At 40.8% G+C, this 22,967-nt stretch carries 20 protein-coding genes; 10 read left to right on the forward strand and 10 right to left on the reverse strand.

The genetic code is table 11. The annotated features are described in order from the left end of the window. Positions 1-408 precede the first annotated feature (408 nt). The 3 genes from H6679_00715 to H6679_00725 all read left to right on the forward strand — a co-directional run bounded on the left by H6679_00715 (position 409) and on the right by H6679_00725 (position 2,745). Complete coding sequence (locus H6679_00715; protein MCB9492777.1) at positions 409-1,815, forward strand: hypothetical protein; 1,407 nt, start codon at positions 409-411, stop codon at positions 1,813-1,815. A gap of 229 nt (positions 1,816-2,044) precedes the next feature. Next, complete coding sequence (locus H6679_00720; GenBank protein MCB9492778.1) at positions 2,045-2,338, forward strand: nucleotidyltransferase domain-containing protein; 294 nt, start codon at positions 2,045-2,047, stop codon at positions 2,336-2,338. Beyond that, positions 2,326-2,745 carry a nucleotidyltransferase substrate binding protein gene (locus tag H6679_00725; GenBank protein ID MCB9492779.1) on the forward strand — a complete coding sequence of 140 codons (420 nt, stop codon included), beginning with the start codon at positions 2,326-2,328 and terminating at the stop codon, positions 2,743-2,745. The genes H6679_00720 and H6679_00725 overlap by 13 nt, the downstream gene beginning before the upstream one ends. A gap of 26 nt (positions 2,746-2,771) precedes the next feature. On the opposite strand, the gene galU is transcribed toward H6679_00725, so the two are convergent. From galU to H6679_00740, 3 genes are all read right to left on the reverse strand, one after another. Next, on the reverse strand, positions 2,772-3,701 hold the full coding sequence (galU, locus tag H6679_00730) for a UTP--glucose-1-phosphate uridylyltransferase GalU (GenBank protein MCB9492780.1): 930 nt from the start codon (positions 3,699-3,701) through the stop codon (positions 2,772-2,774). Positions 3,702-3,730: 29 nt separating this feature from the next. Beyond that, entirely contained in the window at positions 3,731-4,765 is a 1,035-nt protein-coding gene (gene pheS / locus H6679_00735) for a phenylalanine--tRNA ligase subunit alpha (GenBank protein ID MCB9492781.1), read from the reverse strand. 232 nt (positions 4,766-4,997) lie between these two features. Further along, positions 4,998-6,062: a phospho-N-acetylmuramoyl-pentapeptide-transferase gene (locus H6679_00740; GenBank protein ID MCB9492782.1), complete on the reverse strand. Its 1,065-nt coding sequence runs from the start codon at positions 6,060-6,062 to the stop codon at positions 4,998-5,000. A gap of 139 nt (positions 6,063-6,201) precedes the next feature. Between H6679_00740 and H6679_00745 the strand changes: the two genes are divergently transcribed. After that, positions 6,202-7,503, forward strand: coding sequence for a hypothetical protein (locus tag H6679_00745; protein ID MCB9492783.1), 1,302 nt, complete (start codon positions 6,202-6,204; stop codon positions 7,501-7,503). Here H6679_00745 and H6679_00750 read toward each other — a convergent pair. Both H6679_00750 and H6679_00755 read right to left on the reverse strand, forming a co-directional pair. After that, positions 7,500-8,906 carry a hypothetical protein gene (locus H6679_00750; GenBank protein MCB9492784.1) on the reverse strand — a complete coding sequence of 469 codons (1,407 nt, stop codon included), beginning with the start codon at positions 8,904-8,906 and terminating at the stop codon, positions 7,500-7,502. The two genes, H6679_00745 and H6679_00750, sit on opposite strands and share 4 nt — an antisense overlap. A 226-nt stretch (positions 8,907-9,132) precedes the next feature. Further along, complete coding sequence (locus H6679_00755) at positions 9,133-11,268, reverse strand: hypothetical protein (protein ID MCB9492785.1); 2,136 nt, start codon at positions 11,266-11,268, stop codon at positions 9,133-9,135. A gap of 272 nt (positions 11,269-11,540) precedes the next feature. Between H6679_00755 and H6679_00760 the strand changes: the two genes are divergently transcribed. Beyond that, positions 11,541-12,092: an ankyrin repeat domain-containing protein gene (locus H6679_00760; GenBank protein ID MCB9492786.1), complete on the forward strand. Its 552-nt coding sequence runs from the start codon at positions 11,541-11,543 to the stop codon at positions 12,090-12,092. Here the strand turns inward: H6679_00760 and H6679_00765 are convergent. From H6679_00765 to H6679_00775, 3 genes are all read right to left on the reverse strand, one after another. Beyond that, entirely contained in the window at positions 12,085-12,738 is a 654-nt protein-coding gene (locus H6679_00765; protein MCB9492787.1) for a hypothetical protein, read from the reverse strand. The genes H6679_00760 and H6679_00765 overlap by 8 nt on opposite strands. Positions 12,739-12,872: 134 nt before the next feature. Beyond that, positions 12,873-13,901: an ankyrin repeat domain-containing protein gene (locus H6679_00770; GenBank protein ID MCB9492788.1), complete on the reverse strand. Its 1,029-nt coding sequence runs from the start codon at positions 13,899-13,901 to the stop codon at positions 12,873-12,875. Between the two features lie 23 nt (positions 13,902-13,924). Continuing rightward, positions 13,925-15,007: an ankyrin repeat domain-containing protein gene (locus H6679_00775; GenBank protein ID MCB9492789.1), complete on the reverse strand. Its 1,083-nt coding sequence runs from the start codon at positions 15,005-15,007 to the stop codon at positions 13,925-13,927. An 86-nt stretch (positions 15,008-15,093) separates the two neighbouring features. Between H6679_00775 and H6679_00780 the strand changes: the two genes are divergently transcribed. The 5 genes from H6679_00780 (at position 15,094) to H6679_00800 (ending at position 21,806) form a co-directional block, all read left to right on the forward strand. Then, positions 15,094-17,220, forward strand: a complete 2,127-nt coding sequence (locus H6679_00780) for a GHKL domain-containing protein (protein ID MCB9492790.1) — start codon at positions 15,094-15,096, stop codon at positions 17,218-17,220. Between the two features lie 75 nt (positions 17,221-17,295). Next, positions 17,296-18,030, forward strand: coding sequence for an ankyrin repeat domain-containing protein (locus tag H6679_00785; GenBank protein MCB9492791.1), 735 nt, complete (start codon positions 17,296-17,298; stop codon positions 18,028-18,030). Positions 18,031-18,069: 39 nt separating this feature from the next. Next, positions 18,070-18,585: an HIT domain-containing protein gene (locus H6679_00790; GenBank protein ID MCB9492792.1), complete on the forward strand. Its 516-nt coding sequence runs from the start codon at positions 18,070-18,072 to the stop codon at positions 18,583-18,585. Between the two features lie 326 nt (positions 18,586-18,911). Next, positions 18,912-20,312, forward strand: coding sequence for a hypothetical protein (locus H6679_00795; GenBank protein ID MCB9492793.1), 1,401 nt, complete (start codon positions 18,912-18,914; stop codon positions 20,310-20,312). A 99-nt stretch (positions 20,313-20,411) separates the two neighbouring features. After that, positions 20,412-21,806, forward strand: a complete 1,395-nt coding sequence (locus tag H6679_00800) for a hypothetical protein (GenBank protein ID MCB9492794.1) — start codon at positions 20,412-20,414, stop codon at positions 21,804-21,806. Between the two features lie 183 nt (positions 21,807-21,989). Here the strand turns inward: H6679_00800 and H6679_00805 are convergent, their stop codons facing one another. Beyond that, positions 21,990-22,478: an ankyrin repeat domain-containing protein gene (locus tag H6679_00805; GenBank protein MCB9492795.1), complete on the reverse strand. Its 489-nt coding sequence runs from the start codon at positions 22,476-22,478 to the stop codon at positions 21,990-21,992. Beyond that, positions 22,468-22,917 (reverse strand): hypothetical protein, encoded by a 450-nt coding sequence (locus H6679_00810; GenBank protein ID MCB9492796.1) that lies wholly within the window; start codon positions 22,915-22,917, stop codon positions 22,468-22,470. The genes H6679_00805 and H6679_00810 overlap by 11 nt, the downstream gene beginning before the upstream one ends. Positions 22,918-22,967: the final 50 nt, after the last annotated feature.

Raw genomic sequence — 22,967 nt, forward strand, 5'->3', positions numbered from 1 at the left:
GTATCAACACAGTCTGAAAACATTTCTATTTGTAACATAATTATTTTTTTTATTTAACAACAGAGCAAAAGCACACGCCCAGCACCATATACAGCGAATCTACGCATTGGGAGGTTTTTTTGCATGTTTGAAAAATGAATAAAAAGAACTTAGGCCTATTTGACAGTTTAGAAAAAATAAACTACCATAAACTATAAGTTATTTTTAAATTGACATAACTTCTCAAAGAAACGCCAATCCGGTTATACTAATCGGATATTAAAAATAACGCCCTATCCTGGGCTTATTGTCCAACAGCAATACTGTCTAGGCCGCAATTTTTTGCATTACACGAAGTTTAATCGGGCACAAAGTATTCTCAATGATAACGATTGAATGCTTTAAACCACAAAAAGAGGAAGGCACACGATGAACACAGCAACAGAAGTTTCACGCCAGAAGGTTCATGTCCCGCTTGGAAAAGTGCGCAACTACAATGAAGTTGTTGAATATTTGGACTCGCTACCAGAAATGGATTACAGTCCGAATGTTTTAACTCGCATGCAAGCACTTGATAAGCAATTTGGTAACATCAGCAAACAACTCGATGTTGTTTTGGTTGGTGGAACAAATGGCAAGAGCTCAACAATTCATTTTGCCAGCAAGTTACTCAAAGAAGAGGGATTTAAGGTTGGTGCCGCCTATTCAACACACACGCTTACGTACAACGAGCGTGTAAATATCGACTTCACTCATATTCAAAACAAGGCGTTTACTGATATCGTCAACGACGTTATCAATGCTGCTCAAGACAACAATATTGCAGCAACAGCTTTTGAAATTATGACCATCGCATCACTGCTGTATTTCAAACAAGAAAACGTTAATGTTTGCTTGCTTGAAGTTGGCTATGGTGGTAAATACGATGCTACAAGCATCTGCACACCACTCATTGCAGCCATTACTCGTGTTGCAAACGACAGTAAAGGCTTGCTCAGTGACGATCTTGACGATGCAGCATTTGAAATGATGAACATTGCTAAAGGTAACTGCTGGTTTATTTCAGCGGAACAAAGCAAACTTCGTCTTCAAAAAATGAAAACATTGTGCGAAGAAAAAGGTATCAAATGGGCTATGCCTATTCGCAAGCTTGCTCAGTTGCCATACATTTTTGAACAATTGTATGGTCGCATTGCATCACTTGGTGAACGTATCGTCCAAATTTATGTTGAAGACATAAAAGGTAAATTTTCACCATTCTTGCGCGGCAATCTGCTTGCAACACAAAAAGGTCAACGTGGTCGTCCAACCATTGAGGCAAAACGTCACGCTGAACTTAACCCAATCAAAACACTCAAAAGCTTTTGGGGCGAAGAGTTTGACTTGCTCAAGAGTCGTTTTGATCTGTTAAATAAAGAAAAACCATCAATCTTGCTTGATAATGCAAACAACCTTGACGCATTTACCAACTTCTTTTTGGGTGTGCGCTTACTGCATTATCAAAAGCCACTCAAGGGCCTTGCATTGGTCCTTGGCTTAAGCAAATCAACCAACGCAATGGAAACGCTCAAGCTTATTCGCTACTTGCTTAAAAAAGTAAGCGGACAAGTTTTCTTTGTTCCACTGCCTGGCGATGCTTGCCACGATCCACAAGACTTGGCTATGATGGCTAAAGAACTGAACGTAAAAGCAAAAGCATGTGCAACCTTTGCTCAAGCTTTTGAACAAGCAACACAAAGCTCAGTTGTTGATGAACGTGATGGCCTGGTGGCTATTGCCGGTTCAACAAAACTTGTACGCGAGTACTGGAAGTTGCGCGACATCAAGAAGTTCTAAAATACTCCTTTTAAAAAAAAGAGCCGGCTGGTATAACAATCAGCCGGCTCTTTTTTTTGTGACAAATATATTGTCACGTGCTATAAGTTTTATCATGTACTCTGACTTGATCAGAGTATTGTTTCAGAATCAAAAAATTAGGAAAAATCATTATCTGGATGCTGAAACAAGTTCGGCACGACACAGTAGTATAATATCACTATGACTACTTTTACCTGAAAGAATTTGCATGGCACTTGAAGAAAAATATAAAAAAAAAATCATAAGCTTGATTAGCGCATTAATCCCGGAAGCAAAAATTTATTTATATGGATCACGTGCTCGTGGTGATGATGCTCAACGATCAGATATCGATATCGCTCTTGATTCAGGCTATAAGCTTGACCTGGTAGATGTCGGTGAAGTTCGTGATGTTTTAAATGCTACACACATCCCCTACAAACTCGACCTCGTTGATGTTCATTTTGTATCAAAAAGCATAAGAGAAGAAATCATGAAAGATAAAGTGATATGGAAAGATTGAACAAACGGCACAAAACATTAACCAAAGCCCTAACTACACTTCTCAAGTCGATCGACAGAATCACGAATAATGAATACAACGACTATGAAGAAGCACGAGATAGCCTTATACAACGATTTGAATATACAAGTGATATTTTCTGGAAATATTTACACGACTACTTAAAAACAATGCACAACATAAAACTTGATATAGTCAGCCCTAAAAGTGTTTATAAAGCATTCCGTGATACAAACATTATTACAGAGGAAGAGTTTACGCTCTGTATCAGGCAGGTTGAACTACGCAACTTAACATCTCACACATACGATGAAGAGTTGGCAGAAGAAGTCTGCAAACAAATACCAACACTCGCTCGTATGATGAAAACTGTTACGAGTCGCCTTGCAAAAAATGCCCCCGATTAAGTTAATCGGGGGCCCAAGTCACATTTTTATAAAAAAGAATTTTTCGATTTACTTAGTGCATCCGCCTTGCCCTGCATCAGCAAAAACTCAGTATCAAGCTGACGCAAATATTCAAACATCTGTGTTCCATATTTTGAATGGCGTAATGCCAAATCAATATTAGCTTGCAAAAATCCTGATGGTTGGCCAATATCGTAGCGCATGCCTTGTATTTTATAGGCAAAGACCTTCTCACCTCCAAGCAGCAGTGTTTGGATCGCATCAGTCAATTGAACTTCACCGCCTGCGCCAATACGCTGCTCATCAAGTGCATCAAAAATCACTGGTGAGAGTACATAGCGCCCGACAATAGCCAAGTTTGATGGAGCATCGGAAACTGCCGGCTTTTCTACCAACTCTTTCACCTGAAACATATTGGGTGAAAATTGCTTTCGAATACCAACGACCCCATAATTTGAAACCTGCTCAAACGGTACTTCTTGAACAGCAACCACACTACATTTTTCTTGATGAGCTATCTGCATGAGCTGTTGCATACAGGGAGTTTGCCCAATAATAATGTCGTCAGGCAGAAAAACTGCAATATGGTCCTTGCCAACTACATGTTTGGCACTCCAGACCGCATGACCAAGACCAAGCGGCTCTTTTTGTCTGACATAGACAAAGTTACACGCTTGCACAATCTTGCCAATGCTTTCAACAAGATCCATCTTATTTTTTGATTTTAAGAAATTATCAAGCTCTGGACAGGTATCAAAGTGATCTTCGATGGTATTTTTGTTTTTGCCGGTAACAATAACAAAATCTCTCAGCCCTGAGCACGCCCCCTCTTCAACAATGTATTGAATGGCAGGCTTATCAACAATTGGCAACATCTCTTTTGGCATCGCCTTTGTTGCAGGAAGAAACCGTGTCCCAAGCCCACCAGCAGGAATAATTGCTTTGGCACTTATCATCCCTCTTTCTCCTCTTCTCCTTTAGGCTGTTAAAACTGTTTTAAGAAAGCAACTCTTCCGCTATGAAAAAGACGGATATCATCTATACCATACTTGAGCATGGCAAGCCGCGTCAGACCAAAGCCAAATGCAAAGCCTGAATACTCTTCTGGATCAATGTTGCATGCACGCAAAACATTCGGATGCACCAGTCCCCCGGGAAATACTTCAATCCAGGTTGTATGTTTACATACACCGCAACCTTTACTGCAGAACGGACAACGCATATCAATTTCAAAACCAGGTTCAACAAAGGGGAAAAAACCAGGACGGATACGAATGTCCAGCTCGTCTTTGCCAAACAAGGTCTTTAAAAACGTCTGCGCCGTACCGAATAAATGAGAAACATTAACTTTTTTGTCTACCAATAGCCCTTCACACTGCATGAACATAAAATCATGCGACGCATCAACTGCTTCGTAACGATATGTTCGACCCGGCGCCACAATGGCAAGCGGTAGTTCCTTGCTTTGCAGTGAGTGTATTTGAACTGTCGAGGTATGCGTTCTCAGCAAGTAATCTGGTCGTGTTGTCCAAAAAGTATCGTACATGTCACGCGCTGGGTGATCTTGTGGAATGTTGAGAGCCGAGAAATTGTAGAATTCAGAATCAACCTCAGGCCCTTGGCAAATCTCATATCCCATTGAGAGAAAAATATCTTCAATTTCGTGAACGAACTGAGAATAGGGATGTAAGTGGCCAGGATAGGCATGCGGTTTGTAAGCGGTCACATCAAAGTTTTGCTGCTTTGCATTGGCAGCATCAACTTCACGAGCAATAAGCTCGTCCTTAACCTGCTCAAAACGCTCTTGTGCGTCTTGTTTAAGCTGGTTAAGTTGTGAGCCGAAGGCCCGTTTTTGCTCTATGGGAAGATCTTTAAGGGTAGCCAGGAGTTGGGTAAACTCACCCTTTTTTCCCAGAAATTGTAACCTTACCTGTTCTAAAGACTTGCTTGACGAGGCAGAACCAAGCGCTTGTTCAAACTCCTGTTGAACCGAACGCAGCTTCTGATCGAGATTTTCCATGAATTTTCCACTACACAAATGAAATGACGATCAACTGAAATTACCGGCAAATGTTTGTTACAGCGTACCACGTTTGTGCATTATTTCCAGAAAAAGTGATAATTATAACTTTATGGCAATTTGACCTACCAGAAAGGTTTTTTTATACCCCATTTGACATTTTTTTAATTTCAGTTAGAATATTAATGCAAGAATTGATGAAGAAATCAGGTCCTTTGCAGCCACGCAAAAGCTAGCGCACTTTAAGCGAAAGCAATGTCAACAAGCACAAGACAAACGAAATAATCCAAAAACGAACCGTAATTTTGGCCTCTTTCCACCCAAGCAATTCAAAGTGATGATGAATAGGGGCCATTCTAAAAACGCGTCTACCCAGAAACTTATATGAAAGCACTTGCACAATAACAGAGACTGTCTCCAAAACAAAAATTCCTCCAGCAAGCGGTAACAGCAGTTCTTGCCTACACATAAGCGCTGTCAGGCCAAGGCCTGCGCCAAGGGCTAACGAGCCTACATCTCCCATAAAAATCTGCGCTGGATAGGTGTTGTACCACAAAAAACCAATGAGTACTCCAGCCATGCTGGCTGCAATAACTGCAAGCTCTGCGCTTGCTGCAAATGGAATGTAGAGATAGTTTGCAAACTGCTTGTGCCCGGCCAGATATGCAATCAAACCAAACGTAGAAAATGCCATGATCAATGGCCCCGTTGCAAGACCATCAAGCCCGTCGGTTAAATTAACCGCATTGCTGGTGCCAACAATAACAAACGTTGCCCAAAAAATAAGTAATGGCCCTAACATCAACTCGCAGTGTTTAAAAAATGGCACACACATTTGCGGTGTTTGAAGGCCAAAACAGTACCAAAGCGTTGAAACAAGAAGTGCAGAGATAAACTGCGCTAAAAATTTTTGCTTTGCACTGATACCTTTTTTATGAAAAATTTTACTCCAGTCATCTATAAAGCCAAGAATGCCAAAACAAATCATCGTTAATAAAAAAATCCACACATTTGGTTTACACAGATTTGACCAAAGAAGCATGGTTAACATACCAATCAGAATAACTAACAGGCCTCCCATTGTTGGTGTATTGTTTTTTTTGTGGTGCGAGTCTGGCACCCACTCACGGACCTTAGATCGAAAATTTTTTTGACAAAACCGTATAAACTTCTCGCCCCAGAGCAAAGAAAGAAAGAGTGATGTCAAAAGAGCCGCTATGGCACGCACACTTACGTAATGAAAAAGATTGAAAAACGTGCAGTGAGTTTGCAATGCTAAAGCCAGATGGTAAATCATGCGTTTCTCCTTTAGGTTGCTACAATTTTTTAAGGAAAATATTAGTATAGCACCCCCAGTTTCGTTGACAATAACGCATGAAAAAGATACTTAAATATCGCTCTAAAATTTCAGCTATTTAAGTAGTAAGGAGAAAATCGTGAAAGAGACCGTCAAACAATGCCTTAGGGCATTGGGGTGCATGTTATTGTTTTTGTTGCCACAACATGCTCATGCTGACTTTAGAGTCAAAGATATTGCAAAGATTGTCTCGTTGCTCAAAGCACCCATCATAATTTATCGCCATATGAGTAAGGCTGACAAAAAAATTGCTCCACGCATTCATTTGTATAATAAAATGACCGTTGATGCAATGCGCATCATCCATCAAAGCGCTGTTTTCTATTCTTGGTTCACACAAAAAAAACATACTGTCTATGATGAGCATCCAGTACTTCGCGCAAGCTGGCTGTGCTACGATTCATTCATGCTTTACGATGATCTCATAGAACTGATAACTAACGACGATGAGCAAACGTATGACCCCGCACTTGAACTGATTGACGAACAAGAGCATTATGCCATCACAGATTTTTTAACTACATACTGCCTGCCCATTCTTGAAAGCGCCGGAAGCGTTTTGCACGAGCACCTGGACATAGGCAAGGGACGTTTGATTTGCCAAGATTTGGAATATTTTTCGCGAGCTGTTAGCGAGTTTTGCCAATGCTCGAGCTCGCAACGCGCAAAAAAACTCCTGCTTGCTTTGGCGCTTGCACACTTGAGCCTTTTAATCAAAGACTGTTACACTATCGCTCACCCAGAACAAGATGAGCCCCCATATGAACAAAAACCTGAACACAAATACATCGCAAAAAGCCACCTACAGCAAGCACGAGAGTTGCTCAATAGAACAGACTCTGTGTTTGAACTGATCGATCAAGGGAGAGCGTTTTACCAAAATACGCTTACAACCGGAGAGAAAGGATCATTACTTGAAAATATCATAATGCACATAGTACTGCCAAATCTTGAAGCACACACGTCAGATAGCTCGTTTAATCGGTTTATCGGCGGAGCACAAATTGGTGCGCACGTGGCCCGCAAACTTGCTGGCACCATCATGCAAAATATTAAAGAGACCATCGCAGACGGCAAGGAAAAGAAAGCTGAAGATAGCGACTCAGCTACTGCCATTACCAATCAAACATTGGTCAAGCGCTTAAACCCTGAAACAATGCAAAAACTTGGTTACACCATTATCTCACTGCAGGCAGACAAACGTGATGAACTTCTCTCACTTTTTAACAGCAATTACACAAACGCTTCTAACCACATTATTGCACGTGATGTTGAACGAATTTTAGCTATCTTAAATATCAGCTTTGATCATGTTAAAAAAGACATACATGCAGTGCTTGATAAACTTGAACACCAAAGACTTCAGGAAAAGCAGGCTTAGGCAAAATAGGAAAGTAACGGCGTTACACACTTACACAGGACATATCCACCCACAGCATATTTGCACGCAGTAGAAGTAAATCCAGTCAACATTTGATAATGTGTGGGCTTGTCCAACATGTAGGCGATATTTGCCACACCTCCACTACCCACGACCATTTTAGCCAGATCAAGCGCCCAATGACCGCCATCAGCCTGTCGGCTGAACGGTATTTCATAAGTAATGTCTGACTTGCCGGCCACTTCGGTCAAAATCATTGCACATTCTTCAACAACCAACCGTACACGGTCGGTATCAAAACCATAAGGACTGCCATGCTGACAACCGCTTTGCAACTGAATAAGTTGATCAAGCAATGTAATAATGTCTACTTTAAACGTTCCAGCCGTCTTGCCCTGAAAAAAACGCTCAGTCAGCATAGAGTAGGAATTAAATAAATTCTGCAACTCAAGCTTGAGTGCAATCACTTCACTCGTTTTTTCGTTGTGGACAAATAACCAGTGCCTGACAAACAAACCAAGCTTGTCTGTATCTTGGCCACATTTACTTTTACCAGCCTCAAACGCTTGATGCTCTTTGATGAATTGGATGAGTTGCCCAATTTTACAAAGCATCAAATCAAAAAAGGCTTCCATGGTAGATAGTGCTTGCTTATCGGTAAAAAAAACCTGAGAGCGTATCTGCAAAATATCTTTTTGCACTGCCTGATAACCCTCTAAATTAACAAACACTGGCTTACCTGCTCGCCACAGGGCAAGCTCTCGAACTTTATCAATAACCTTTTTACCCAAGGCATTATAGTCGGTATCTGGTTTAAGCAACAATGCGCACACCTGTGCGTAACGCACCGAGGTGGTATTGATCACACTGTCAAGCCACGAACCTTGCAGGCCTGCAGGCAATGCCGCATTAAATAATGCAAACAGATACACGTGATTTATCTCTGTGCCTGCCTTATCAAGTAGCTGGCCCTGCTCAAAGAGTGTCGGTTGATGCCATAATTGTTCAACAAGTTGCACAAGCAGCCCAACTGTTTTGAGCCATACGCTTGCAAGCTCACAGGACGAAAGCCCATCTTTGAGAAGAGCATATTGACTTTGTTGTTGCCCAATCGCTAAAAACTGCAGCCCCAGATCAAGCATGTCAGCAGCATCTAAAACCTGCTCCAACATTTTTTCTTGCTCATACTTTTTGGCCGTCTGGTCAAGCAACAATGCAAGTCGTGCTTTGTAACTTTCAAAACTTACTCTTTGCTGAGCACTCAAGATATGAGCAGTACTTAGCTGATCAAAACGATCAAGCAGTTTGTGTTGCACAGTGTGCAACTGGGCAAACGCTGAACCCAAACAAAATAGCTGCAAAAAAATGATAGTTCTTAAACTTAATTTCACAGTAACTTTCATTCCATTAATTTCGGACAATGTTTTTTTACCCTGGTACTGTTCGCATGGATCCCGGCTAAATCCCCTTATCAGGCAAGAGGACAAGCTCCCATGTCTTCCTGAACTTGTTTCAGGATCCAGAAATAGGAAAAATCATTATCTGGATGCTGAAATAAATTCAGCACGACACGCAAAGGGCAAAATCTTTTACAATACCAACACCGCTCAGAGCATTACTAATACAACGCTACCTCTTTTCACCCATGATGTATGGCAGCAACTCAGGAATAAACGGTGTTATCAAAACAACGATCTTATCGATATTTTCCTGGACATATGATGACTTTTGAAAGATATAATCAAACACACCAACAAGCCTATATTTAATATCACCGTAAGCGCTGTTGTACATAACATCACCCACAAACTGCTTCAGTTCACTCTTGTGCGTATGCGTTAAAAAGGTAACCTCATAAGCCTCTGGTCCATCTTGAATAAGTTGCACATCACGCTCAAGTTCTTCCAGCCTATCAATTTTTTCAGCTGGCAGATCTGTTGGATCACTGCAAGCACGCAAAGCGCTGCGCACGCTGACCAACTCTTTAACACACTCATTTTCTTGCTCAAGCTGTTGTGCACGTTTTTCTAGCTGCTCCATGTAGTGAATGTACTGCTTTTTAAGTGGGGCAAATTTGAGCTGAGCAGTTTTACGCTCAGTTTCATCAAGTATCGCATCGATAGCCATTTGCTCTTGAGCAAGCTGTGCGTCTATTTCTTCTTTTTCACAACGATAGGTCCACACAAGCTCTCGGCGTACGTTTAAGTTATTTTCAATAGCAAGTGCTGATGCAAGCTGCAACTCAAGCCCTGCAATGCGTGTTTGCAGATTCTTAATTTGGTTATCATAATCTTGCTGATTATCAACATCTGACTCTATCTCGGCCAAGTCATCAAGCTGCTTTTGACAACTTTTAAGCTGCTCGACCCGACTACACTCAGATGCTTGCTCTTGTTGATCTTTATACTTTTCAAGCAGCCCCGCTACAGCTTGCTGAATGCGTTGTGCTGATGCTTTGCCGTATTCAGTGCGCAAAAACTCAATCGTTGCAATGCGCTCTTGTTCTGCTTGCTCAAGCGCTTGCTTATCTTGCAACGACTCGGCTATATCGCTTGCTGCAATTTTTTGCTTAACATTGGCATAGTCAGCCAATGCACGTAGCATGTTGGCAAATGTCATTTTTGTCGTTCGAAAGAGCCCAAGCTTGCCACGCACAAGCAGTACCCAATGCTGATCACTGTCAACGCTAATCAACTGAACCTGAGGTAAAAGCTGATTAGTTTGGCAAAGCTGCTCAATTTTGTCTTTTACCCGTACTGGTAGATTTTTGTCTCCAAGAGTAAAACTCGCCTTGCCGACAAATTTTTGAACATACTGTGCCAAATGCGCATCAGATTGCTTTAGCAGGTATTGTTTAAACTTTTCATAATCAATAATGTCATGCTGTTTAACGCCGTGCGTTGCCAATGCTTCAGCCATTTTATCTTCAAAGGTAATTTCGCTACCATTTGCAAGATACTCAGCACAGGACTGAGCTTGTGCTAAGTCGCGCATCACAAAGACATCCATCTCAACACTCTCCTTGTCGCAGGTATATTTTTCTACACTTTCAAGGCTGAGATTGGTAACGAGCGCCCATGCACCGTCAATATTTTGCAACAGATCCGGACTGTTGTTATTAAAGAACTGGACAAGCTCTTCTGGCAAATACTCAGACAACACCGTATTCCCATCAAACAAATGTGTTGATGGCGTCATGCTTAACTTAAACAAAAGACGGAAAAGCTCTTCACGTACTAGGGCAACATCACTGACACCATCTTTGCAGAGCAAAAACAATTTAAACAAAAATGTTAATTTGGGATCTGCACGAAACTTAGCCTTTTTGCAGGCATATGACCGAAACCAATCCGTTGCAACGCCCCACAGGCTATCAGCACTTTTTTTGTACACTGGGTCAGAAACTTTAATCTCAAGCTCTGGCAATTGATCAAACAACTCACCTGACCCTGCAAAACCCCAGTCAAAAATAAGCTTTTGTCCGGCAACAAGCGGTAATGAAATATCTTTGGCCGTGTGGTAGCTGAGCTTACTCAGTCCACTAACATTTTTTTTCAGATAATCAAACAATGGACTCACACCAAGCTCTTGCAAGAGCTTATCAAGCGCTGCTTGGTCATGCTGTGCAGCTCGCGTTGAATGCTTTATGGTACGAATCTTAGTCTGCGGCAGCCGTACAGGCGTAGTGGCATCGGCAAAAAGCGTACTAAAACAAAGTGTAAGAAAAAGGCAAAAATGCTTGAAACAAGCTTTAGACAATGTCATAAACAACCCCTCCCACAAGGTATTTATAATAATTTTTGATTGAGTAGTAAGTAAACTATTTTTTTGCTGAAAAATCATGGTGTGTGCCCCTAACACAGCTGCAGATCCCCCTAGAAGTAACAATAACTCTAGCACTAAAAAAACAGTGCTTCAAACGCCTTTACCCTAATTTTTTCGACCTTTAAGCGTTTTTCTTAAAAAAATTTCAAATGATGTTTATTCTTAAGAACCTCAACATCACCCTCTAGGGTCAATAAAACAATTAGGGCACTATGCATAATAAAAAAATTCTAATATTTATATTTTTGCTTTGCGTTCTACAGCAGGCTGCTAGCATGGGTCAACCGGCCAACTCAGAAGGGTTACAGAAGCTGCTTGATACACAGCTCAATGAGCTTGCAATAACGATACCCGAAGATGAAGATTTCTTCCGGCAAAAAATTGAGGGTCTTATTGCAAAGGGTGCAAACATTAATGACACAAACAATCACGCTGGAATCACCCCCCTGCACAGCGCAGTTTTTGTAGAGAATCTATTTTTCATTGCTATCTTACTACGCAATAGGGCCAACCCTAACACCCAACATCCAACAACTCTGAATACACCATTGCACGCTGCAATCTTAAAAGGCTCAGAGGCGATGGTTACCAGTTTGGTCAAAACCGGCCGTATTAATTTCTTACTCAGAAACAAGAAAGGCCAAACAGCCCTAGACCTTGCATGCGAAAAAGATAGGTTTGACCTAGCACAGATTCTTTTAGAGTACGGCGCACCGCACACCAGCTACAGCAAACAATTTTTCACTTCGTGTACCATCATCTAGGCCTGTCATGTTCACCTCGCAAAGCAACAATCATTGTTGCAAAAGTCTGGTTATTATGCCGGTTACTTTTTATGGCGTCAGATACATGCTGCAGACATTCCCTATCGTGGGCAAACTGCTCAAGACTTTGGTTTTGCCAGTTAACCTTACCATCTCTGTCCAGACGCTCAAAATAGCCATCCAAAAAGAGCTCATTTTTAATATGAATAAGGTAGTCTTGCTCTTTGACAAAACAAACGACCAAAAAATCTGAAGGGCAGATAAAAACGCATGCATCAGTTAACATAGCAATATTTCCCTCACGTACGCCGTTGAATTTAACTCGACGTTCAAGAAGAAATGAAATGAGCGGGTACATAGCAAGGCCATCAAAGCTATCGCTATTACTATGCTTCAGTAAATACGTTAGCGGAGTACAATCATCAATCATCTGGTGAATATCGATACCATCCCGTTCTAATCTTTTCAAAGCACAAAGAGCATGCGCAGGATGTCTCTGCGCAAGATCAAGACAACCTTTGATAGAGTTTTCTACCACCGAGGCCTCAAGGTCAACCCTTTCAACTTCAACACCCTTAAGAAAGGCACAATCTGCTGTACCAAACAAAAATAACAACCCCATGAAAAGTTTCGTGGCACCAATCATAAACCAACTCCCTAAAAAAACGCTACAGATACTACTTTGTACATAGTATCTAGCCAATGAAGTCGGGCAAGCGCAATAATTGCAAACTATTGCCTGCGCATGCTTGAACAGCGGCCACATGCAATTCTGTACCCTTACTGCCCAAATTCTTTTTCTAATTTAGACAAAGTAGCAATGACAGCCTCATAAGCCAAATAACTGCCAATGCCACTAAGATTTTTTCGCGCTGCTTTATCTAAATCAGTCAAAAAACTTTGGGCAAGGACTCCTTGCTTAAAACCTTGACGAAACAATGTCTCAATTTTTTCAGTATCTGCCAGCTTAACTGCATCAAGAACTTCGCAACATAACTTGTTCACAAACAAAAGCCTGTCTATCAAAAAATGTTCATTTTGTTTCAGATAAAAAGTAGTTGTTATGTGATTAAGTTTGCTTGTTTGTAGGGCTCCACGTGAAAGCAGAAAATTAACCAAGTCAACATTTCCTTCAATGTAGGCATGACACAATGGAGTACAATCCTCATCATCTGCTTGATTAACATTAGCACCATAATCTTCAACCAACTTTTGCACAAACTGAAAGTAACCACCTCGACAAGCTATATGTAGCACAGTAATTCCACGCAAGCCCGGTTTATTAACCAAATTCCTATCTTGTGCAAGCAATCGAAAAACGTCAAAATCACGTCCCGCTTTTGCCGCGTCCAACATAATTTTTAGTTGCCCCAAAACCTTTAATTGCTGATTTTTTAGTTCAATACACTCAGAATAATTTTTCAAACAGGGAGCAAAGTTTTGCAGAAATTGGACAGGCATGGGGATCTTTTCATCACGAGCACTTGGTCGCAAACCACCAAACACATTTCGATCTTTAACCAACGGCTCTTGATCACTCACTGCCGGTTTTCCCTCTGGCTCAAAACGCTCAACTAGTGACTGTACTTTTTCAACAATGCCCGGACGGATAGCGATGGGCGCTATGACCTCAGTGCTTGCTGCAAGCGCCGCATACCCTGGTAGATCCTGCTCCGAGTCCAAGCAACCTTCACCATAAAAAAGCTCCATAGACTCCTCAAGTAAGAGTGGCCCAACTTCGCAACACCTCTCAGATGCTGAAATACTACTAACCTGCAACAAAAAGGATATCCATAGCAAAACAACCATATGATCTCGTCACTTATTTTTAGTTATCCATCTTTGGGAAAAAGTTCACCCTGTAGTGAAAACAATCTTTCAATAATCCCAATCTGCCCATACTCTTCGGCTATACTTCCAAGGACGCCAACAGCGGCAACATTTATCAACCGTCGCTCACAATTCTCACGAAATAATCTATCGAATTCTTGCACGTTACCTTGTATAACTGCCGTTTCAAGCTGCCGACGAATTTCATCTACATTGTCTGTTGCAGCAATGGTAGCACCCTTCTGATTACACTTTTGCAAGTCAGCCACTAAAAGAATCTTAATTGCTGGATAAGGGGGGTTGTTTTCATACATAACAACATCAAGCGGAGTTCGTCCATCTATGGTTCTTACTTGCTGCGCTCCCTTGGAAAGCAAAAAATCAACAATTTTCACATGCCCCCTACTACACGCTCTATGTAGAGGTGTCCACCCTGATTGGTTTGGTTTATTGATATCTGCTTTATACATCTCAACCAATGTTGCCACAAATTTTAACAACTCTCTTTCATATGCACAGGCCGCGTATAACATCGTCATACCAGCCTTACCAGCAACGTTTACAACGCTTGGATCTTGTGCAAGAAGCGCAAGAGCAGAATCGGTTTTACCTTGGCCTATATCTTTCAAAAAACCATCAGGCAAATGTCTGCGCTCTCCAATCTTAGAATCACAAGTCATACTACCTAGCGGCACTGCAGTCGTAAGCGACGACCTATCCGATTTCTTTTTTTTTGTCCCATCTTTTTCCCGCTCTTTTTCTTGAGTTTGTTCGCCTTCCTTTTCTTGAGTTCGTTCGATTAATGAAAGAGCAAGTGCCCGCTGCACAAGCTCATCATCTTCATCGTCCTGGTCAAAATCCCAATTCCACTCTTGGCCTTGTCCCTGATGCGGGTCTGTGTCATCATCCCAAGCACGACTCTGCCTCAAGATATGACGAGAATCCTGTTCTCTTCTGTCATAACACCAGCCAGGAACATCTCTGCCCTGATCATCTAGGCAACCATTCCATTTAGAGTTGTCGGCTGCATTTGCGTAACTGACAACAAAATAAAATATGATTAACATCAAGTTGTAAAAAATCATGAAAATGGTCTCCCTCTTTGATTTTTTTCAGAACTCTTTTACTTTGTAAAAGTTATTAACTGCATTCAAAGGATTAATGGTATCAAATGAAAACTAACGCCCATAGACGCCTAGGTGTACTTGCTCTTTGTTGTTGTGCGCTTTTTATTACTTCGTGGATAGAACTTTTTCTACAGCGAAAACAAACAATCATTGGAGTTGGCGTTAGTAAAACGTTTCTTTTTTTACTCATTAATATCCATGTTGTTGTCATGATCATCCTGTTGTACTTAATTGTGCGACAAAGTATCAAGCTTTTCTTAGAACGGCAGAAAAAAGTTCCCGGAAGCGTATTTAAACGCAATCTTCTTTTTGCCTTCACCTTTTTTTCTGTAATTCCATCATTTTTTGTTTTTTTTACTGCTGGAAAATTTATTACCACCAGCATTGACGACTGGTTTAAGGCACGCATTAGCTCGGGACTTGATACAACACTTTTTTTGCATGAGCAGTATACGCAAGACATAAGAAAAAAAATTCAAGCCGACGCACATCTGCTCAGCCAACAGCATATTATAGCATCTACAGAAGAACAAAACACTCGCTGCACGCATTATCATTGGCATGATAACGCAAGTAAACAAAAAGCGCTGGAACGAGAAGCTCGTGTCTGGCGAGCCTTACGTACAACAAACGACCGTTCAATCAAGAATCTTCGTCAAGTATTTCTGACCAAACTCACTCAAGCTGAGGCGAACAAGCAACCTTTTGACTTTTATGGTTCACTCTATCACATTGTTAAAAACAACAATCAGACACTAATGCTTGTGCACCGCTATCCAGACAATGTCTGCCATTCATTGATAGAAATAGAAAATGCTATTAACGACTACACACAACTTAAGTCAATTCGCAATTCAATTTACGCAAATTATCTTTGCACGTTTATTCTGGTCACGTTGCTTATTTTATTTTTATCAATTTGGTGCGCATTTTATTTAGCAAAAGGCATAAGCAAACCCCTTAAGGAACTACTTGATGCCACTGACAAAGTCAGTAAGGGATCATGGGATGTACAAGTTTCACCAAATTTACACAGCGACCTACAAAGCCTTGCCCTAGGTTTTAACAAAATGACCAAAGCTCTTGCCAGCGCCCATACCCAACTTGAGTTACGCAACAAAGAAATGTTGGCCATCTTGGAAAATTTAAAGGCTGCAGTTATTTTCATTAATCAATTTGGCAGGGTTATTACATTCAATCAAGCAGCAGACACACTCGCACAAAGTCACCTACGCATACGGCTCGGTAAAAATAAAAAAGTAGTATTCAATCAAAAAACAGAAACCGAACGTAAAATTTTTTATGATTGTATTCGTAAACTATTTACCTCTGGCAAACAACAACTCACACAAAAAATTTCACTACTATCAAACAATGAAACAAAAACATTTGTTGTACATCTCGCCCTGATTTCGATAACGCCAACCTTTAACCCCAACGATCAAGGCATGCTCATGGTTTTGGAAGATCTGACCGATATTGTCAAGCTCAATACTATAAAAACGTGGCAAGATGCAGCAAAACAAATGGCCCATGAAATTAAGAATCCACTCACCCCCATCCAGCTTTCTACGCAACGATTACAAAGAAAATACAGCAGCATTTTAAAACATGACCACATTTTCATTCATTCGACTGAGACTATTCTCAGTCAGGTCAAAATCTTAAAAGATCTTACTGCTCACTTTTTTCGATTTTCATCGATGCCGGCAATTGTTATCGAATCTACAAACCTTCATACACTTATTCAAGAGATTATGTACTTGTATGAAATGAGTTATCCTGAGATCTATTTTTTCAAAACACTTGAAGGCCAAGCCTTACTTAACACCGATAAAAAAAAGCTTAAACGGGTTTTGATTAATCTGGTTGATAACAGCATCAATGCAATCAAGCGATATGGATCAAATTCAAGTCATCGGCACGTTATCACCATCACAACAAAAACACATGCCGAAAAAAAACAACTTGAGATCATTTTGACCGACAATGGTCCTGGTATCGGCCCGCAGCTCAAGGACAAACTTTTCCTGCCGTATGTTTCGAGCGAGAAAAAAAATATGGGTCTTGGTCTTGCTATCGTCAAAGACACCATCTCCCAACTTGGAGGCAGCATTTACTTGCTTCCTACAACGCACGGAGCATCATTTCAGATACTTTTGCCCATGTAAATTGACAGGCACAAAGCTTTACGTTACGCTTTGTGCCCTTTCAGTAAAAGTTATACACTTTCGCAGGAGCAGTCGATGATAAAGCGACAATTTCTCTCTTCAGTGTTTTTTCTACCTCTACTCATCTTCACAATGAGTGCACAAAACCTCACCTATCCCTTGCCTAAAAATTCACACGATGCTTTGATGCAAATTCATTTAATTATAAAAAAAATTGATGGGCATCAAACCCAGGCTAATTTCACATTATCAGATATACGATTTGGCAAAGGAAAGCAGAACGTCTTGCAAGTTGCTATCCAACACAATCTTAATGATTTTGCAAAACAATTAATAACAAATGGCTTTAAAATTGATACCGTTGATGATGACAATTATACCGCTCTACATACTGCAGTAAGGCATGCTAACGTTGAAATGGTAAATCTTTTACTTGAACAAGGGGCAAACCCTAATGCCAAGAATAACCATGGCGACTCTCCGTTTTCTCTGGCTGTCTGCCCATCGCTCATTCATCCATTTCAAAATACCTTTGCAATCATTAGTGCGTTTTTATGCAATGAAAAACTGGCAATAAATCAACAAAACAAAACAGGCGAAACGGCACTTCACTACTTATTTTATTGCCAACCAATGAACTTTGAACAAAAAGAAATACTCTACTCACTACTTTGCAAACATGGAGCCAGTACTTTCATATGCAACGAACAATCACTTACTCCATGGAGTTTGCTTAAATCAATGAAAAAAACTAAATATAACGATAAGAGCAACAAAATTTCCAGAGGCTATTTTGGCATTTTTTCTTAAAATTTGTCTGTCTACAAAATACTTGCTACGATCAGCATTATGAAAAAATTATATGCGCCTTGGCGACACGATTATATTAATAATGTAGCACGCAAACAAGACAAAGACAGTTCGGAAAAGGGCTGCGTCTTTTGCAAGCAACTAATGCACAAAGATGATGATAAATATTACATCATCAAGCGCTTCTCTGACTGCGCCGTCATGATGAATTATTACCCCTATAATGCGGGTCATGTGATGGTATTACCTTACCATCACCAACCCAATCTTGACAACCTCACCCCATTGGTACGTACTCAAATGATGGAAGTTGTAAGCCTAAGCACAACGGTCATCGGTAAAACCCTGAATAGTGAGGGGTTTAACGTCGGCATAAATTTGGGCTCTGCCGGAGGTGGCGGACTTCCTTCACATCTACATATTCATGTTTTACCTCGCTGGAAAGGTGATACAAACTTTCTGGAAACAACTGGGGGCGTCAAAATAGTCTCTTCAGATCTTGATAAAATGTACTTTATGCTCAAAGAAGCATTTGCCAATACTTCCATCGATTAATACGCAAATTACCCTCTCCGTAAGCGGCCAGCGCTTAACTTAATTGGCACGTTAAGCCAAGCTTGACTCGCTATGCTCAACGCTGGCCAGTCCCTGAACACCATTGCCCCCTCTAAATCATCAAAAAGCCTATTATACGGCCTCCTTTAGACATTCTCCCCGTCTCTCTAGGAAATATTTACAAATGTTAAATTATTGACTTATAGTAGCTATAATAAGTAAATTTAAGCTATGAATAGTACAAATAGAAAATATATAATGGGGCAGTTCACCACCATTACAACACCATCAAGCGAATTGCTTTAAGGGAACTTTTGGGGAGCCATATGAAGAAGCAAAACTATAGCTTAAAGAACCTTGTATTTTTTTCGGCACTTTATTGCGCTACAACGTTGTTCTATACCGACCTACAGCCAAGCTCAGCGCAACCCAAAGAGTGGACCATCTTGGTGTACGTACAAGCCAACAATAACCTAGCAAGCTTCGCAAGCAAAAACTTTACCGATATGGCTGAAATTGGATCCAACCAAAACTTAAACATAGCCATTCAATGGTATCAACCTCATGACCAGGGCTTTTGGCGCTACAAAATTAATAAGGGAAAAATGGAACTCGACGTTCGCCTCCCAACCACATCCGACGGAAATTCAGACAAAGATCTTTCAGATGCCATGCGCTGGGCCGTTAATAAATACCCCGCAAAAAATTATGGGTTAATTTTGTGGGATCACGGTATCGGCGTTTTGGATCCCGCATGGGGCAGGCTAAGCTCTTTTAAAAAAGATGCAAAAATTGAGGAATTCGTTTGTAACCTTGACCCTGAAATGGTAAAAAACAACCCTCGCATTCAAATTGAAGGGCTTACCATCGAGGAACAAGATAAACTTTTCACCCCTCAGCAACGCTCACCGCTTTTTGTTCACTCAAGTCATCACGAAAATGAACATCGAGGTATTCTTTTTAATGAATATAAAAAAACATACATGGACAACCAAACGCTATGCAAGGCGCTCAGCGATATCCACAAAAATGTTTTAAAAAATAAAAAAATTGATCTTCTTGGCATGGATGCATGTTTGATGGCCATGCTTGAAATAGCCTACCAAGCACGACACTATGCAAGTTATTTAGTATCTTCACAAGAGGTAGAGCTTGGCTATGGTTGGTCATACACACCATTTATGCATGCGCTAGCGCACAGCAAAGCAACCCCTACGCAGGCAGCTCAAGCGATTGTGACCGCCTATGAAGGCTACTACAAAAATAAAATAGGGTTTTATACACAGTCTGCCATAGACTTGGAAAAAACCATAAATATTAGAGAAAATCTTGATGCACTCGTCGAAAAAATAAAACTTTGCCAAGCTACAAATAAAAGCGTCATTAATAATGTGATCAATCAAGCGCGTAAAGCAAGCCTACAGTTTAGCGCACAAAGCTACGTCGATCTTCATTCATTTTACCAAGAACTGTTTAAGCTGCTTTCAAATAAAGATGTTACACAAGAAATTAAGCAGGCCAATGATTTGAAAACGATTTTAACACAGGGACTACAATCAATCGAACAAGCCGTTATTGCAAACGCTGCGGGCAATACCCTTTCTCGTGCCAAAGGTATTTCGATATACTTTCCTCGTCATCACATTGATGATTCGTATCAAAAAATTGAGTTCGCCAAGGAAAGTAAATGGTTGCATTTTATTAAAGAGCTGCTTCCAAGCTTGTAAAAATACGCACATTAAAAAACTTATTGACTAGATACATCATCTATTTCTACGCTGACTGCAACTAATAAAACTCATTAAATAAAACGAGAAGGAGTCAGAGTGGAAAACTCTAAAGTGCGTAAACTTGCGTATGCAAGCAGTATAGTACTTATTGCGCTCATTACCTCCGTACCCGCACATGCAGCAGCAGAATGGACGGTACTCACTTTTATTCAGGCCGATAATAATCTTGCAGACTTCGCTTACTACAATATCAACGATATGCAAAAAGGCATACTCTCTGACGATGATGTCAATATCTTGGTCCAATGGGATCAACCTGAAAACAGGCGAATTTGGCGCTACCGCATAACCGCAAGCGGCAAAGTTGAAGACGCATCAGTTTCGGGCGAAATGGGTAATCAGCCAGCAAAAGAACTAACTGACTCTATGCGCTGGGCTAGCTCGGACTACCCAGCAAATCGCTATGCTTTGATTTTATGGAACCATGGAACGGGCGTAGAAAACTACTGCTACCAAGGAGAGTTGGACGATGGATATGACCTGCGCCAACCACAACTAGCCCCAGAGCTCAGGTCATGGATTCAAATCCCGGGTTTTGAGCAAGCAAACCAAACAACTGAGCGCACAATTTTGTATGACGACACTGAAGGAACGTGCCTTGGCTGTAGTGAACTCGGGTCGTGCATGGGTGAAATTAAAACAATACTTGGGAAAAATCTTGATCTACTCGGAATGGATGCTTGCTTAATGGCAATGCTTGAAATTGAATGGCAAGTTAAAGACTCTGTTGATGTCATTGTTGCATCAGAAGAAATTGAACCTGGTTATGGTTGGTCATATGAAGGATTTATAAATCCACTAACAACAAACCCAAAAATGACCGCTGCTCAACTTGGTCAAGCAATTGTAAATTCATATACAACACTGTATGCAAATAACTACTACGCGCAAGACCACACACTCTCCTGCGTTTGCACCACAAAGCTTGATGCTATTAAAGACAACCTTCAACAATTTATCCGTGATGTTGATACGTGCGTTCAAGCAGACGAATATAGAGCACGTAGCGCAATACAAAAAGCACGATACGCATCAATTGAAATGTATATCTCTGAATACATCGACCTACATTCATTTTATGCAGCACTAGTCAGACGGCTTGACGATGTCAGCCCACGTTCAGACAGAATACTAAGCAAAGCTCGCCGCCGCAGACGCCAAAAATATTCCCCCGACTATCTTGCAGCACTTGACGCCATGATAAAAACAGCCAAAGAAGGCATGAACCTAATATCAGATGCAGTTCTCTCAAATGCTACTGGACCATTAATGGATGGTGCGCACGGCCTCTCAATCTATTTCCCTCGCAAGGGCGAAATGCATGCGTCGTATGCTGACGTTCGCTTTGGTAAAGAAGTAAATTGGGAAGAATTTGTAAAAACAAATATGAAAGCACAGCAGCGCAAGAGACGTGAGCGTCGTAGAAGATAAATTTAATAAAACCTACCCAAGCAAAAACGCTAAAATTTATTTACAACAGGTAGTATTTGTTAACCCATTTCAATGGCATACGGAGTCATTCCCGATCGGCGTCGGGGATGACTCCAAAAGACTATGTACGTTTAAAAACAATCAACTCGCTAAATAGAAATTCATACTATCACTTGTATACATTCACTCAGATTTAAAAAAAATATCATTCATCTTTTCACTCTTGATGTAATCAAATGGGCACAACCCTTTTTTATCAGGCAAATTGATTACCGCCTTTTTTTTAATGAGCATTTTTGCCATCTTTGTATCATCGGCTATAACGGCATAATGCAATGCTGTTTTTCTCTCATCATCTTGCAAGTCAATAGCTGCTGAATGCTTTAACAATAATTTAGCCGCCTCATATTGGCCGGCAAGTACAGCCCAGTGCAACGGTGTTCGTTGGTGCTCATCCAGCCCATTGACCGGCACAGGAGGAAAACCCAGCAGGCGCTTCATCTCACTAATGCGTCCACATATTGCAGCTTTGTGCAATTTATCGGCCCCAAGCGTGTTGCCAATCATTGTATTAATTTCAGCCTCCGATAGCTTACCTGTACTCTCTTTATCACTTTTGGCAAAAAGATTTACCATCAAGGGTAACAAATACAACAAATACCTAACTTTCACCACGTTCCCCTACACAAGATCCTTGCACAGCACCAAGCAACAGCCTACAATTTTTTTCTCGAGCATAATCACAAGGTGTTTTATTAAACTTATCCCGCGCTTGAAGGCTTGCTCCTCCTGCAACAAGGCAACGTACAGCCTGCAGCCATCCAATAAGCACAGCCCAATGCAGTGGCGTTCGATTGTGCGCATCCCTAAAATCTTCGACGCGGCATTCTCTTCCCTCTGGAAGAATCATATCCAGCTCGTCTGCATCTTGAAAATACATGAGCCTATGCATTTCACTGATTCTTAATTCTTTGGCCATAGAAAGTTCTATAAATTCTTCTGCTTCAAGAGCATAAAATTTTTCTAATTTCTCTAACTCAACATTTGAATAAACAGACGTGTTAAAAGACAAACAAAAAAGCATAGAAATGGCGTACAGATTTTTTTTCATTTTTCTCCTTTTTAAAACTCACCGCTATAAAATTATCAGGAAAATAACAA

The organism is Campylobacterota bacterium (genome assembly GCA_020633995.1).
Classification (GTDB): domain Bacteria; phylum Babelota; class Babeliae; order Babelales; family RVW-14; genus JACKCO01.

What these genes read in the sequence shown, in the direction of transcription:
- H6679_00715 (MCB9492777.1), top strand. Translation starts at nt 409, where the DNA reads ATGAACACAGCAACAGAAGTTTCACGCCAGAAGGTTCATGTCCCGCTT.
- H6679_00720 (MCB9492778.1), top strand. Translation starts at nt 2,045, where the DNA reads ATGGCACTTGAAGAAAAATATAAAAAAAAAATCATAAGCTTGATTAGC.
- H6679_00725 (MCB9492779.1), top strand. Translation starts at nt 2,326, where the DNA reads ATGGAAAGATTGAACAAACGGCACAAAACATTAACCAAAGCCCTAACT.
- galU (MCB9492780.1), bottom strand. Translation starts at nt 3,701, where the DNA reads ATGATAAGTGCCAAAGCAATTATTCCTGCTGGTGGGCTTGGGACACGG.
- pheS (MCB9492781.1), bottom strand. Translation starts at nt 4,765, where the DNA reads ATGGAAAATCTCGATCAGAAGCTGCGTTCGGTTCAACAGGAGTTTGAA.
- H6679_00740 (MCB9492782.1), bottom strand. Translation starts at nt 6,062, where the DNA reads ATGATTTACCATCTGGCTTTAGCATTGCAAACTCACTGCACGTTTTTC.
- H6679_00750 (MCB9492784.1), bottom strand. Translation starts at nt 8,906, where the DNA reads ATGAAAGTTACTGTGAAATTAAGTTTAAGAACTATCATTTTTTTGCAG.
- H6679_00755 (MCB9492785.1), bottom strand. Translation starts at nt 11,268, where the DNA reads ATGACATTGTCTAAAGCTTGTTTCAAGCATTTTTGCCTTTTTCTTACA.
- H6679_00760 (MCB9492786.1), top strand. Translation starts at nt 11,541, where the DNA reads ATGCATAATAAAAAAATTCTAATATTTATATTTTTGCTTTGCGTTCTA.
- H6679_00765 (MCB9492787.1), bottom strand. Translation starts at nt 12,738, where the DNA reads ATGATTGGTGCCACGAAACTTTTCATGGGGTTGTTATTTTTGTTTGGT.
- H6679_00770 (MCB9492788.1), bottom strand. Translation starts at nt 13,901, where the DNA reads ATGGTTGTTTTGCTATGGATATCCTTTTTGTTGCAGGTTAGTAGTATT.
- H6679_00775 (MCB9492789.1), bottom strand. Translation starts at nt 15,007, where the DNA reads ATGATTTTTTACAACTTGATGTTAATCATATTTTATTTTGTTGTCAGT.
- H6679_00780 (MCB9492790.1), top strand. Translation starts at nt 15,094, where the DNA reads ATGAAAACTAACGCCCATAGACGCCTAGGTGTACTTGCTCTTTGTTGT.
- H6679_00785 (MCB9492791.1), top strand. Translation starts at nt 17,296, where the DNA reads ATGATAAAGCGACAATTTCTCTCTTCAGTGTTTTTTCTACCTCTACTC.
- H6679_00790 (MCB9492792.1), top strand. Translation starts at nt 18,070, where the DNA reads ATGAAAAAATTATATGCGCCTTGGCGACACGATTATATTAATAATGTA.
- H6679_00795 (MCB9492793.1), top strand. Translation starts at nt 18,912, where the DNA reads ATGAAGAAGCAAAACTATAGCTTAAAGAACCTTGTATTTTTTTCGGCA.
- H6679_00810 (MCB9492796.1), bottom strand. Translation starts at nt 22,917, where the DNA reads ATGAAAAAAAATCTGTACGCCATTTCTATGCTTTTTTGTTTGTCTTTT.